Source organism: Streptomyces sp. NPDC008125, assembly GCF_042957125.1.
In the GTDB taxonomy this organism is placed as follows: Bacteria; Actinomycetota; Actinomycetes; order Streptomycetales; family Streptomycetaceae; genus Streptomyces.
On sequence record NZ_JBIBHR010000001.1, the window covers coordinates 151,807 to 165,418 of the forward strand.

A 13,612-nucleotide genomic window follows, 5' to 3' on the forward strand; every position below is an offset into this window, starting at 1 on the left:
TGGCATGGCCCTTAAGGTGGACCGTTGTGTCGTCCTCCACCACCGCTCCGGGGGAAGATTCCCTCTCCGGCGCGGCTCCGCTGTCCTTGTGCGCCCGTCGGCCGCACGTCCCCGCCGATCGCCTGGTCGCCGAGATGGTGCCGCCGCCGCGCTTCGATTCGGTGCGTTTCGCCACGTACGTCCCCGATCCGGCCCAGCCGAGCCAGAGCGAGGCCGTCACGGTGCTCAGCTCCTTCGCCGCCGGTCTCGGCGGTGCGTACGCGTCGGGTGAGCGCAGGCGGAGGTGGTTCGCGAAGAAGCCCGCCGCTCCGGCCGGTCCGCGCGGGGTCTACCTCGACGGCGGGTACGGCGTCGGCAAGACCCATCTGCTCGCCTCCCTCTGGCACGCCACGCCCGCCGAACCGGCGCTGAAGGCGTTCGGCACGTTCGTGGAGCTGACGAACCTCGTCGGCGCGCTGGGTTTCCAGCAGACCGTGAAGACCCTGAGCGGGCACCGGCTGCTCTGCATCGACGAGTTCGAGCTCGACGACCCGGGCGACACGGTGCTGGTCTCCTCCCTGCTCAGCAGGCTGGTGGAGGCGGGCGTCGCGCTGGCGGCGACCTCCAACACGCTGCCGGGCAAGCTCGGTGAGGGCCGGTTCGCCGCCGCCGACTTCCTCCGCGAGATCCAGGGGCTCTCCGCGCACTTCCGTCCGCTGCGGATCGACGGCCAGGACTACCGGCACCGGGGGCTGCCCGAGGCCCCGCCGCCGTTCGACGACGAGCAGGTCACCAGGGCCGCGTACGCCACCGCGGGCGCCGCGCTGGACGACTTCCCCGCGCTCCTCGGCCACCTGGCCGAGGTGCATCCGAGCAGGTACGGCGCCCTGACGGACGACGTGAGCGCGGTCTGCCTCACCGGTGTGGTGCCAGTGCCCGACCAGTCGACGGCGCTGCGTCTGGTGGTGCTCGCCGACCGGCTGTACGACCGTGAGATCCCGGTGCTCGCCTCGGGCATACCCTTCGACCGGCTGTTCAGCGAGGAGATGCTGAACGGCGGGTACCGGAAGAAGTACTTCCGGGCCATCTCCCGGTTGACGGCCCTGGCCCGGGACGCAAAGGGGCTGGTGGCGCAGTAGGTTCGTGGGGGTGACGGCGCGACTCCTCCGGGTGGCCGCGTCGTTCACCGGTTCCACGGCACACGAGGTGCCGTGGTGCCGCGCGACCGCGCACACCGTTTTTCCGAAGGGATTCACCATGGCTACCACGCGTCAGGCGCACACGGTCTGGGAAGGCAACCTGCTGGAGGGCAAGGGTGTCGTCACCCTCGACTCGTCCGGTGTCGGCGAGTTCCCCGTCTCCTGGCCCTCGCGCGCCGAGCAGGCCAACGGCAGGACCAGCCCGGAGGAGCTCATCGCCGCCGCGCACTCCAGCTGCTTCTCGATGGCCCTCTCCAACGGTCTGGCCGGCGCGGGCACCCCGCCCACCAGCCTCAACACCAAGGCCGAGGTGACGTTCCAGCCCGGCACCGGCATCACCGGCATCCACCTCACGGTCGAGGGCCGGGTTCCCGGTCTGGACGAGGCGGGCTTCGTCAAGGCCGCCGAGGACGCCAAGGCCAACTGCCCGGTCAGCCAGGCGCTGTCCGGTACGACGATCACCCTGACGGCCACCCTCGCCTGATCGTCCGTCCGGTCCCGGACCACGGTCGCCCCGGTCGCCGGGGCGACCGTGGTTCGGGCACCGCGACCGCTGCGGCCGTCCCACCCGCGACGCCCCGTCAGGAACCGTGTGGCGTCGAGGATCACCCCGCCTCCGTCCGTAACACCCGCGTAATCGCACAGCCGCACGCCCTCAAACAACGGCTGGCTCAATGCTCTCCACCGCAGTGACCTGCACAGGAGGGCATGACATGGACGTATCAGTTCCAGCTCAGGACCAAGGCGTCCATCCGGTCGACCGGCGCCCCTCCCCGGGCAGGCTCGCCGCCTTCGGTTTCCAGCACGTACTCGTCATGTACACCGGCTGCGTGACCGTGCCGCTGGTCTTCGGCGGCGCCGCCGGGCTCGACGTCTCGACCATCGGCCTGCTGATCAACGCGGACCTGCTGGTCGCCGGGGTGATCACGCTGATCCAGTCCCTCGGCATCGGCAAGGTCCTCGGCGTACGGCTGCCGGTCGTCACGGGCGCCACGTTCGCGTCGGTGACACCGATGATCCTGATCCAGGGCGAGTACGGCATGCGGGCCGTGTACGGGTCGATGCTGGCGGCCGGGCTCTTCGGGCTGCTGATGGCCGTACCGTTCGCTCGGCTGGTCCGCTACTTCCCGCCCCTCGTCAGCGGCGTGGTGATCACCGTCATCGGCCTCTCGCTGATCGGCGTGGCCGCCGGGCTGATCACCGGCAACGACCCGAAGGCCGCCGACTACGCGTCCGGCACCCGGCTCGCCCTGGCCGCCGGAGTGATCGTCTTCATCGTGCTCTTCGCTCGGTTCGTCAAGGGGTTCGCCGGGCAGATAGGCATCCTGATCGCCCTGGTCGTCGGCACGGCCGTCGCCGTCCCCCTGGACCTGACCGACTTCTCCGACGTCTCGGACGCCGACTGGCTGGGGCTGGCGACACCGTTCCACTTCGGTTCCCCGGAGTTCCCGGTGTCCGCCGTGGTCTCGATGTGCGTGGTGATGCTGGTGATCTTCACCGAGTCGACCGCCACCATGCTGGCGGTGGGCGAGGCGACCGGACGGCCCCTCGCGGACAAGGACCTGGCACGCGGACTCGCGGCGGACGGGCTGTCGGGCGTACTCGGCGGCGCGATGAACTCCTTCCCGGACACTCTCTTCTCGCAGAACGTCGGGCTCATCCGCCTCACCCGGGTCTCCAGCCGGTACGTCACGGCGGTCGCGGGCGGCATCCTGGTCGCGCTCGGCCTGGTTCCCAGGCTCGGCGAATTCGTCGCCGCGCTGCCCGGCCCCGTGGTCGGGGCCGCCGCCCTGGTGCTGTTCGCCACGGTGACCATGGTCGGCGTGAACACCCTGCGCCGGGTGGACCTGGACCGGGGCCAGAACCTGACGATCGCGGCGGTGGCACTGGGGATCGGGCTGCTGCCCGAGATGTCCGAGGGCATCTACGCGAAGTTTCCCTCCTGGGTCCAGATCGTGTTCGGCAGCGGCATCACGGCTGCGGCGTTCACGGCGTTCCTGCTGAACCTGCTGTTCCACCACACACCCTGGGGGCGTACGCCGTCCGGGACGGAAGGCACCCCGCCCGCACCTTCGAAGGAAGCCGAGCCGGTCCTGGAGGGGGCGGCGTCGGCCGATCGGGGCGCTCCGAGCGCCGCGCAGATCACCTGACCCATATAAATCATATTGTCCTATATTTTCCGTGCGTGCCTACCTCACCGCAGAACGTCCCAGCACGGAAAATCTCGCCTCCGGTCGGCCTCGCCTGTCTCGCCGGCCTGGCTGTTCTGAGTGGGGTGCTCGCCGGATGCGACAGTCCGGGCGGGCCCCCCACCCCCGCGCGGCCTCAGCACGGCGCCGCCCCCTCCGCGTCCGCGAGCCCGGCCCCGCCCGCCGCGCCGCCCACCCTCGCGCCGGGCCCCGAGGGCCGCACCCCCGTTTTCGAACGGCTGCCGAAGGAAGCGTCCCTGACGGGCGAGAAGGTCGTGGCCCTCACCTTCGACGCCGACATGACGGCCGACGAGGGGGACCGGGCGGCGGCGGGCGAATCGTTCGACAACCCGTCGCTGATCGCGCTGCTGCGCCGCCTCAAGGTCGAGTCGACCGTCTTCATGACCGGACGCTGGGCGGAGGAGTACCCGGAGGAAGCCCGGGCGATCGGCACCGACCCGACGTTCGAGATCGCCAACCACTCGTACAGCCACTACGCCTTCACCTCCCCCTGCTACGGCCTGCCGACCGTGGCGAAGGAGGACATGAAGGGCGAGGTGCAGCGCGCGTTCGCCGCCTTCCGCGACGCGGGGGCACGCAACGTCGTCCCGTACTTCCGCTTCCCGGGCGGCTGTTACGACGACGAGGCGCTGCGCGCGCTGGCCTCCGAGAAGGTCACGGCGGTCCAGTGGGACGTGGTCGGCGGCGACGCGTTCGCGACCGACTCGGACGCGGTGGCCCAGCAGGTGCTGGACGGTGTGACACCCGGCTCGCTGGTGGTCCTGCACTGCACCCGTAGCGCCGCCCCTGCCACGGAGGAGGCGGTACGCCGGATCGTCCCCGAACTCCGGGCGCGCGGCTACCGGTTCGTGAAGGTGTCGGAGCTGATGCGGCCGGCGGCCGACGGCCCGGGAAGCTGACGGGGCGGAGTACGGGCGGCAGGCGGCCCGGTCCGGGCGCCCCCGGGCCGGGCGCCCCGGGCCGGGCCGCCTGCGCCTGCCGGCCCTCCCCCGCCCGTCCGGCTCTCGGTCAGCCGGAACAGGCGGTCCGCCCGGCCTCCTGCCAGGCACAGACCGGGCAGAGCGTGGCGCCCTTCGTCGACTCCGGGTACTCCGTCGGCTTCCGGCAGAGCACGCACTCGGCGTACGGCCCGCCCGTGTCGGCCGGTACGGCGGGCCCGGGAGCGGCGGGTTCCGCGGTCGCGCAGTACGTGTCGTCGTCCATGGTGCCGAGCGTACGACGGCTCCGCGCTCCCCTGCCACGGCCCCCGGTGGCCGTCCCGCTCAATTCGACGATGCCTTCTCCGGCTTCAGCTCACTCGGCCGCACGATGACGAAGCCCTCGCCGTCCAGGCGGAGCTGGACCGCCTCGCCGGAGCCGCCCCGCACCATCGAGCCGAAGCTCTGGGAGCGGTGCAGCGAGGTGGTGAGCCGGGCGCTCCAGCCGACGACCGCGTCCGTGTCGACGCAGACCGGCGCCTGGGGCGTGACGGGTATCACGATCGGGTTGCCGTCGCAGATCAGACCCAGCTTCCCGTAACCGCTGAAGACGCTGTTGAAGAGGCCCCCGCCGGTCATCCCGGCGCCCTTCACCGTCTTGATCTCGTACACCAGCGTGGAGTCGAAACAGAGGACGTTGCGGCCGTTGACGGTGAGCACGTCGCCCTGCTCGATCTCGACGATGAAGCAGTTCTGCGCCTCGTGCGCGAACCACGCCTCGCCCTGTCCCCGGACCGCCATCAGCGGCAGCCCCTCACCGGTGACGGCCCGCTTGAGCATGCCGCCCATCCCCTGGCCCTTCCGCTCGAACCGCAGGTCGCCGCGGAACGCGATCATCGAGCCCTGCCGGGCGTGCATCTCCCCGTCGACCGCGTACTTGACCGACTTGGCGTTCTGCAGCGTCATGCCGGGGACGGTGGCCTGCTGCGCCATGTGCTCACTGGAAAACAGATCGCTCTTCATGCGTCGCATCCTCGCCGGGAACGGCCCACGAAGCCAAGGGGCCCACCGCCCGGACGGACGGGTCCCCGTCCTGTCCGGGGCGCCTGGCAGACTGGTTCCGTGAGCAGCGACGACATCCCCGCGACGGCCCCGACCGTGACCTCTCCGGCTTCCCCGGCCACGTCGGCCTCCCAGGCTTCCCCGGCCGAGCCGGCCGAGCCGGCCGGACCGCTTCCGGCGGACAGCCCGTTCCGGACCGATCCGACCCCGCGCGACGAGGCGCCGCAGTTCGTGCTGCCGCTGGTGGTGCACATCGAGAAGACCGACCCGCCCGCCCGCACGGACGCGCTCCGGACGGCGGCACGCGCGGTGCTCACCATCCTGGCCGACGACCGCGCGCTCGGTGAGGGCGAGTGGGCACAGGCGATGCGGGACTGGCAGGACGCCCGGATACGCAAGGTGGTGCGGCGGGCCCGGGGCGCGGAGTGGCGCAAGGCGTGCACGCTGCCCGGGATCACGGTCACCGGGGACGCCGCCGAGGTGCGCGTCTACCCGCCGGTCCCGCTGGACGGCTGGCCCAAGGAGCTGGCGAAGCTCCAGGTCTCCGGCACGGACCTGGACGACCCCGAGCCGCCGGCCGCGCCGGACGCCACCGGCCCCGTCCTCTGGCTCAACCCGGAGCTCGACATGTCCGCGGGCAAGACGATGGCGCAGGCCGGCCACGGCGCGCAGCTCGCCTGGTGGGAGCTGACGGACACGGAGCGCAAGGCGTGGCAGGAGGCGGGCTTCCCGCTCTCGGTGGCCACCCCGGACGCGGAGACCTGGCGGCGTCTCACCGTGAGCGGTCTGCCCGTGGTGCGGGACGCGGGGTTCACCGAGATCGCCCCGGGCTCCTGCACGGTGATCGCGGACCATCCGGCGCTGCGGGCGCGCCTGGCCGTGGGGCGGGACGCCGGGTCCGCGGGGTCGCTCCCGGACTGACGGCTGCCCCGCGGTCCGGGTCGGATCAGTCCGCTCCTGCGCCTTGCGGTGCGCCGCAAGGCGCAGGAGCGTCCGGACACCCGGCTGTACGCCGACGCTCCGACAACGCGGCGAGGTGCCGCATCCGACGTCGCGATCAGAACCTCGCGACCGGCGTCGCCCCCCTCGCCCGGATCTGTCACAGAGTGGTCACAACCGATGGCATCAGCCGCATACGAGCCGTAACTCCCGTGACATCATGGGGAGTTATGACAGACGAAGAGCGCGGGGAGCACAGCTCGATCCGCGTCGCACTTCTCGGAGACACGGCCGACGACGTCGATGTGGCCGCGCTGAAGAAGTGGCTGGAGCGCGAACGCAGCCTGGAACGCTGGGTCAACGACAACACCCTCCGCATCCATGAGCGTCCCCGGGCCGTTGCCACCGGCGACGCCGGCGTCACCATGGGCGCGGGGACGGACATCGTGCTGGTGCTGATCGGTGCTGTGACGCCCGGACTCTTCGAAAGGGTGCTGGCCGCGACCGAGTCCGGGGTCAAGGCCTGGCGGGAGAACCGCCGTTCGGTGGAGCAGGGAGCTCCGCCCGTCCCCGAGATCACCCCGCACGCGCCGCCGGACGGCCGCGCGGACGCGCCGGACCGCGACCCCGAGGCGCCGGACAGCGAGGGCTAACCCGGTGCCACAGCGGTTCGACCCACGGGGGAGGGCGAATCGGGCGCTACTCGTCGGTGTGCCCGAGTACCAGGAGATACAGCCGCGTGACCTGCGGGCCGTGAACCACAACCTGGCGCAGCTGTCGGAGGTGCTGCGTACGGGGAAGCTCTTCGAGCCGGACGAGATCACCGTGTGCAGGCCCGAGGGCGTCGACGATTTCACCCGCGCGCTCAACGAGGCGGTGCAGTCGGCCGAGGGGCTGCTGCTGTTCTACTTCGCCGGCCACGGCGCCGTCCCCGCCGCCGCGGACGAGCTCTGGCTCCAGATGCGCAACGCGCGCGTCGTCGCCGGCTCGGCCGCCGTGTTCCAGGGGTCCCAGTCGTGGAGCCAGATACTCGGCACCCTGGTGAGCAGCCCGGCCGAGCAGATCGTCGTCATCCTCGACTGCTGCCACGCCGGAAACGCCGCACTCGTCTGGGAGGCCCGCCGTGAGAAGCAGCGCGTCTCCCAGTTGATGAGCGTGCAGGCGAACAACCTGATCGGCGCGGGCCCCGGCACGCGGCCCACGCCCTTCACGGAGCAGCTTCTGCGGATACTGAAGGGCGGCGTGGCCGGCCAGGGCGGCGACGTCGGGTTCCACGCGCTCTCCGAAGAGCTCAGGGCGTACATGACCAAGCATCACAGGACGGAACGCCCCGAGCCGTGGGAGCCGCAGAGCAGGCCCGCGACCTCCGGTGTGGACGTTCTGCTGGCCACCGACCTCCCCCCTGAAGATGAGGAAGAGGACCGGCCGCAGCCCTGGTGGCGCAGAAGACGGGCCGCCGTCGTCGCCGCCGCCGCTGCCGTCGTGGTGCTCCTCGGCTGTGGCATCTGGGTCCTGCCCGGGCTCGGCCCCCCGGTACGCTGCGCGCCGCCTCTGGAGCTGCGGCTGCTGACCGACCCCGACATCGAGTCGACCGTGCGCGAGGCCGCCACGGCCTACATGGCGTCCGACGCCAACCGTACGGGCGACGGCTGCCGGCGCAGCGGAATCACCACGTACAGCGCGGGCGCCGCCGACGTCGTGGCGGCGTTCCGGGACGACACCGGGGCCTGGCAGCAGCCCGCGACCGGTGACATCAATCCGCAGCGCGACATCGGGGCCCAGCCGGACATCTGGATTCCGGCCGTCTCGGCCGATGTGGAACGGGCGAGCTCCGGGACCGGTCCGGCCTACGCGTCGATGAGTGACCTCCAGCCGCTGGCCTCCTCGCCGGTCGTCCTCGCCGTGCCCAAGAGCTTCACGCAGGCCCTGTCGCAGCGTGATGGCCGAAACCTCGCCGACCTGCTCAAAGGCCTCCGGTCGAAGTATCCCCAGGCGCAGGTGCGCCGGGCCGACCCGGAGTTCGCGGAGGCCGCCCTGCTGGCGTCGAGCGGGCTCTACACGACGGCCGCATCGGGCAGGGAAGCCGAGGAGACCGTCGCGTATCCCGGGCCACCCGCGCCCACCGCGAACGATCTGCTGTGCGACCTGGCCGAGGTGGACGAGGTGGACGACCGTACGGCGGTGCTCGTTCCCGAGCACCTCTTCACGACCGGTGGCGGATGCGAGTCGGGGAGCCGTACCGAGCGCGTGGCACAGTACCCGGACGACGTGCCGGGGCTCGACCTCACCTACGTCCGGGTGACCTGGCAGAACGCGCAGCGGGACCGGGACGCCAGGAACGAGGCCGCGGACGGATTCCGGAAGTGGCTCGTCGGTGAGGACGGTGCGGGGATCTTCCGCGGGGACGGCTTCCGGGCGCCTGCGGGCGCCGGTGCGGGTGCGACGGCCTGGGCCGTGAAGCCCGCCGCGGGCACACTCGCCGACACGGGTCCGCTCGCGGGAGCGGCGAGCGGCGACACCATGGACGCCGCACTCCGCACGTACCGCGGCGCGAACGGCCCGGGCAGTGTGCTGTTCCTGCTGGACAGCTCCGGCTCGATGGGCGACAAGTGGCATGGACCGAGCGGCGCTCCCGGCATCCTGAAGCAGTCGCTTCGCGGCCTCGGCGTCAACGACACGTACGGCGTCTGGTCGGTCGGCGAGAAGGACGGCACCTCGCACACCGATCTGCTCACGTTCGGGCAGCACTCGAACGCGGACGCGGAATCGACGATCGACAAGCACGCCAAGGTCGAGGACGTCGAGGCCGATCCGTACAAGGCCCTGAAAGACGCCTGGGAATTCATGGCGGACCAGAACACCGGCGACCAGCGTCCGCGGTTGATCGTCTACCTCACGGACGACGAGGAGAAGGACAAACTGACCGAGGGAGGGCGGCTTGCCGGACTGTTGAAGTCGGCGCGTGCGCGCAGGATCCCCGTGGTCGTGGTGTCGGTGCAGCAGGGCACGTGCGATCCGGGAAAGCCCAACGAGCTGATCGCGGTGGCCAGCGGGGGGCGGTGCCTGGACGCCAACCGGAGCGATCTCGTGCCCGCGCTGCAGGACGAGGTCGCCAGGACCGGATCGGGAGACCAGCGATGACCTCACCGCTCCCCGGGTCCCGGACGGCACCCCGGCGACGCTTCCGCGCACGGACGCCGTGGCCGGCCGTGATGCTCGCGCTCTCTCTCCTGGCGGCCGGATGCACCGGTGGTGGTGACGGCGCCGACGGCGGCGGGCAGGGTGCCGTCCCCACGTCCGACAGCAGCGGGTCCCGCGACATCTTCGTCGCGAGCGGGCGGGACGTCACCGGCAAGGGCGGTGTCCGGCAGCAGTTGATAGACGACTGGAACGCCGGACAGAGGACGGCGAACGGCGCGGGCGCCTACAGGGCCCACCTCGTCGAACTGTCGGGTTCGGCCGATCAGCAGCGCAGTCAGCTGCTCGGCGCACTGCAGTCGGGCAGCGCGGACTACGACGTGGTCAATCTCGACGTCACCTGGGTACCGGAGTTCGCCGCCGCCGGTCTCGTCCGGGCCCTGAGCGACGACCTGCTCGACGACGACGTGATCGATTCCGTCGCACGCACGGCGCGCTGGGACGGGGACGTCTACTCCGTACCGTTCAACAGCGATGTCGGCCTCCTCTACTACCGGCCCGACTATCTGAGGAGAGCGGACCTGGGGTACACCGACCTGAGAGGAAAGGTGAAGACCTGGAGCGATCTGGAGGGAGTGATCAACGACGTCGACCGGGCGCAGATGCCCCCGGAGTACAAGGCCGGCTGGACCACTCAGCTCAAGGACTACGAGGGCCGTACGGTCAACGCCGTCGAGGCGTTCGCGTCGTCCGACGACGACGGAGCCACGCTCACGGACGACGAGGGCCGCTACACGGGGAACAAGGAGAAACTGCTGAGCGGCATCAGCGACCTGCGCACCAGAACCGCCCGCGCGCTGACCCTGACGTACAAGGCGGACGAGGCCGGTTCGCTGGCGGACTTCGCCGCGGGAAAGACGGCCTTCCTGCGTCACTGGCCCTATGCCTACGGCGCGTTGAGCCAGACGTTCGACGAGGACCAGCTTCAGGTCGTCCCCCTGCCGGGCAAGGCGGTACTGGGCGGCCAGAACCTCGCGGTGACGCGCGACTCTCCGCACGCCGCGGCGGCCCAGGACCTCATTCGCTTTCTCACCGACAAGAACAGCCAATGCCGCCTGCTGCACGCCGGGTTCGCGGCGACCAGGACGTCCGCGTACAAGGGCGGGCTCACCTGCCCGGAACGCGGGCAGACCGCGGCGTCCCCGGCCGGCTCCGGCGAGAGCGCCGACCCCATGCCGCGTGACGGGCAGGGCCGTCCCGCCTACGCCTCCGGCACGCTCCTGGACGCCCTCCGCGGCGCCGCGCTGCGTCCGCGGACCCCGTACTACGGCGCCTTCACGCAAGCGGTGCGCACCGAGCTCGCGCCGCTCTTCGGCGAAGGACGTTCGAAGGGCAACGAGGAGCTGGCCGAAGATCTCGACGCGGCCCTGCGCAGGGCCATGCCCACGGCCGGCTGACGGCGCGCCGTGCCGGGCCCTGCCCCGTACGACCGGCCCGAGGGGAGCGGCGTCTCCGGAGCGGGGTACACGATCGCGCCACCACCCCCCTTCCGTCCCCCGCAACCTCAAATCCTGCTCTGAACGTCTCTCCGTTCGGGTTCGCCGTGTCGCGCCGGGGTCATCACCTCTCCACGGGCGGCGAATCCAGGGGCAGCCGGGGGAAGCGAACCCGGGGGAAGCGAACGGATCGCCCGGAGAGGGGGAACGCCATGAGGCTCGGTGTCGGGATCGGCTGGCGTCCGGAAATCGCGGACGCGGTGGAGGCGCTGGAGGGCGTCGAGTGGGCGGAGGCCGTCGCGGAGAACCTCTGCGCGGATCATCTGCCCGACTCGTTGGTACGGCTCCGGGCGCGGGGCGTCACGGTCGTGCCGCACGGGGTGGCGCTGGGGCTCGGCGGCGCGGAGCGCCCCGATCCGCGGCGGCTGGCGGACCTGGCGGCGCGGGTGGAGCTGCTCGGTGCGCCGCTGGTGACGGAGCACGTCGCGTTCGTACGGGCCGGGGGGCCGGCCGCCGGTTCGTCCGCGCTGGAGGCGGGCCACCTGTTGCCCGTACCCAGGACCTGGGACGCCCTGGACGTGCTGTGCGAGAACGTGCGGATCGCCCAGGACGCGCTGCCGGTGCCGCTGGCGCTGGAGAACATCGCGGCGCTGGTCAACTGGCCGGACGAGGAGCTGACGGAGGGGCAGTTCCTGGCCGAGCTGGTCGAGCGGACGGGGGTCCGCCTCTTGATCGACGTGGCCAATCTCCACACCAACCACGTCAACCGGGGCGAGGACCCCGCCACGGCGCTGGACGAACTGCCGGTGGAGGCCATCGCGTACGTCCATGTGGCGGGCGGCGTCGAGAAGGACGGAGTCTGGCACGACACGCACGCGCACCCGGTGACGGCCCCGGTCCTGGACGTCCTGTCGGAGCTGCGCTCCCGGGTGGACCCGCCGGGTGTGCTGCTGGAACGCGACGACGACTTCCCGCCCGCCGAGGAGCTGGCCGGGGAACTCGCCATGATCCGGAAAACGTTGGAGGCGGCGCGCCATCCTCGTAGGAGCGCTCCGACGCGAACGGCAGCGGCCGGGGCCCGGGCGACGACGGACGGTGCCCGCGAGCGCCTGGCCGGGGCGCAGAGCGGGCTGCTCGCCTCGCTGGTGGCCGGTGCGCCCGTCCCGGCCGGCTTCGACGCGGAGCGGCTGGGCGTACAGAGCCGGGCGCTGGCCGCCAAGCGGGCGGGCATCGTGGCGAAGGTGGCGCCCGAGCTGCCGGAGATCCTCGGAACCGGGTACCGCGCGGCGTTCCTCCGCTATGCCGAGGGCCGTCCGCCGGCCTCCGGCTACCGCCGGGACGCGCTCGCCTTCGCGGAGCACCTGCTGATCGCGGGCGAGCCCGCCGACACCGCGGCCCGGCTCCGGCTGACCCACTGGTGGCAGGAGCGCGCAGGGGCCCGGCCGCCCCGGCGCACGACCCGGTTCGTCCGTGCGGCGCGGGCCGCGCTCGTCACGTCCACCACCGCACTCGGGGCGTCTTCCGGGGGGAACCGATGACCATGAACCTGATCGCCCTGCTGCTGACACTCGGAATCGTGGTCTCCGGCGTCCTGCTCCTCTCGGCGCGCGCCCGGAGCGGCCCCCGGGGTGCCGCTTCCGGCGCCGCGGTGTACGACGACCACGAGGCGGCCTTCCTCGGCGGGGGTCCTGCGAGGGTCGTGGACACCGCCCTCACCGCCCTGCACACCGACGGGCGCGTCGTGATCGGCGGACCGGGCATCGTCTCCGTGCTGCGGCCCTACGCCCAGGACCCGGTGGAGCGTGCCGTCCTGCACGAGCTGGCGCTCGCCCCCAGCGGGGCGCTGCACCTCCTGCGCCTCGCGGTCATGCGCCACCCCGCCGTGCAGGAGATCGGCGACGGCCTGGCGGCCCGGGGCCTGCTGGCCCGGCCGGAGGAGCTCCGCAGGCGGCGCCGGTGGGGCGGGATCCAGAGCGTGGTCTCTCTCGTGCTCTTCCCCGTCTCGATGATCGCGACCTTCGTCCAGTACGCGGCCCTCGACGGCTACGCCGGGATGCCGTTCCCGTTCGTCGTCAAGATGCTGCCCGCGATCTTCTTCGGCGGGGTGACCGGCCTGGTGGTGGCGGTGGGTGCCCGGGCGCGGATCACCAGGGCGGGAGTGGCGGCGGTGGGGGCGTACCGCGCGGCCCGAGCCGCGGGCGGATCGCCCGCGCAGCTGGTCGCCGCGTACGGCGTGCGGGCGTCGGCGGATCCTGCTCTGCGAAACCAGCTGACGGCGGCGGCGCGGTACCGGTCGCCCGGCCAGGGCCGCCGGGGCGGGTCCTCCCCCGCGCACCCCTACGGGGGCGACGCCACGGGCGTGGCGGGGGCGGCGATGGTACCCGTGGTCTGGTGTGCGGGCGCGGGGCCGGGCGCCGGTTGCGGATCGGGGTCCGGCTCGGGGTCAGCTTCGAGCTGCGGCGGGAGCGGCTCCGGTTGCGGCGGCGGGGGTTCCAGCTGCGGCGGGAGCGGCTCCGGTTGCGGCAGCGGGAGTTCCAGCTGCGGCGGGGGCGGCTCCAGTTGCGGGTCGAGCAGCTCCAGTTGCGGGGGCGGCGGGTCGAGCTGCGGGGGCGGGAGCAGCTGAGCGGGAGAACGGGGCGGCGGGCGAGCGCGTCTCCTGCCGCCCGCCGCAC

At 72.3% G+C, this 13,612-nt stretch carries 12 protein-coding genes; 10 read left to right on the forward strand and 2 right to left on the reverse strand.

Going from position 1 to position 13,612, the window contains the following annotated elements; all coding sequences use genetic code 11:
• Window positions 1-26 precede the first annotated feature (26 nt).
• The 4 genes from zapE (at window position 27) to ACFZAX_RS00695 (ending at window position 4,287) form a co-directional block, all read left to right on the forward strand.
• Window positions 27-1,118: a cell division protein ZapE gene (zapE, locus tag ACFZAX_RS00680; RefSeq protein ID WP_390957679.1), complete on the forward strand. Its 1,092-nt coding sequence runs from the start codon at window positions 27-29 to the stop codon at window positions 1,116-1,118.
• Between the two features lie 118 nt (window positions 1,119-1,236).
• Window positions 1,237-1,662, forward strand: a complete 426-nt coding sequence (locus ACFZAX_RS00685) for an OsmC family peroxiredoxin (RefSeq protein ID WP_390957681.1) — start codon at window positions 1,237-1,239, stop codon at window positions 1,660-1,662.
• 229 nt (window positions 1,663-1,891) lie between these two features.
• A complete protein-coding gene (locus ACFZAX_RS00690; RefSeq protein ID WP_390957682.1) occupies window positions 1,892-3,328 on the forward strand; it encodes a solute carrier family 23 protein in 1,437 nt (478 codons plus the stop codon).
• Window positions 3,329-3,399: 71 nt separating this feature from the next.
• Window positions 3,400-4,287, forward strand: coding sequence for a polysaccharide deacetylase family protein (locus tag ACFZAX_RS00695; RefSeq protein WP_390958382.1), 888 nt, complete (start codon window positions 3,400-3,402; stop codon window positions 4,285-4,287).
• Window positions 4,288-4,396: 109 nt separating this feature from the next.
• Here ACFZAX_RS00695 and ACFZAX_RS00700 read toward each other — a convergent pair whose 3' ends face one another.
• Both ACFZAX_RS00700 and ACFZAX_RS00705 read right to left on the reverse strand, forming a co-directional pair.
• Entirely contained in the window at window positions 4,397-4,591 is a 195-nt protein-coding gene (locus ACFZAX_RS00700) for a hypothetical protein (RefSeq protein ID WP_390957683.1), read from the reverse strand.
• 59 nt (window positions 4,592-4,650) lie between these two features.
• The gene (locus ACFZAX_RS00705; protein WP_390957685.1) at window positions 4,651-5,328 is read right to left on the reverse strand and encodes an AIM24 family protein; all 678 of its coding nucleotides are present in this window, start codon (window positions 5,326-5,328) and stop codon (window positions 4,651-4,653) included.
• Between the two features lie 135 nt (window positions 5,329-5,463).
• Here ACFZAX_RS00705 and ACFZAX_RS00710 point away from each other — a divergent pair, with 135 nt between their 5' ends.
• From ACFZAX_RS00710 to ACFZAX_RS00735, 6 genes are all read left to right on the forward strand, one after another.
• A complete protein-coding gene (locus tag ACFZAX_RS00710) occupies window positions 5,464-6,288 on the forward strand; it encodes a peptidyl-tRNA hydrolase (RefSeq protein WP_390958385.1) in 825 nt (274 codons plus the stop codon).
• Between the two features lie 248 nt (window positions 6,289-6,536).
• On the forward strand, window positions 6,537-6,959 hold the full coding sequence (locus ACFZAX_RS00715; protein ID WP_390957687.1) for a hypothetical protein: 423 nt from the start codon (window positions 6,537-6,539) through the stop codon (window positions 6,957-6,959).
• 4 nt (window positions 6,960-6,963) lie between these two features.
• Entirely contained in the window at window positions 6,964-9,447 is a 2,484-nt protein-coding gene (locus tag ACFZAX_RS00720) for a substrate-binding domain-containing protein (RefSeq protein ID WP_390957689.1), read from the forward strand.
• The gene (locus tag ACFZAX_RS00725; protein ID WP_390957690.1) at window positions 9,444-10,901 is read left to right on the forward strand and encodes an extracellular solute-binding protein; all 1,458 of its coding nucleotides are present in this window, start codon (window positions 9,444-9,446) and stop codon (window positions 10,899-10,901) included. The genes ACFZAX_RS00720 and ACFZAX_RS00725 overlap by 4 nt, the downstream gene beginning before the upstream one ends.
• A 251-nt stretch (window positions 10,902-11,152) precedes the next feature.
• Entirely contained in the window at window positions 11,153-12,478 is a 1,326-nt protein-coding gene (locus tag ACFZAX_RS00730) for a DUF692 family multinuclear iron-containing protein (RefSeq protein WP_390957692.1), read from the forward strand.
• Between the two features lie 2 nt (window positions 12,479-12,480).
• A complete protein-coding gene (locus ACFZAX_RS00735; protein WP_390958388.1) occupies window positions 12,481-13,563 on the forward strand; it encodes a TIGR04222 domain-containing membrane protein in 1,083 nt (360 codons plus the stop codon).
• Window positions 13,564-13,612: the final 49 nt, after the last annotated feature.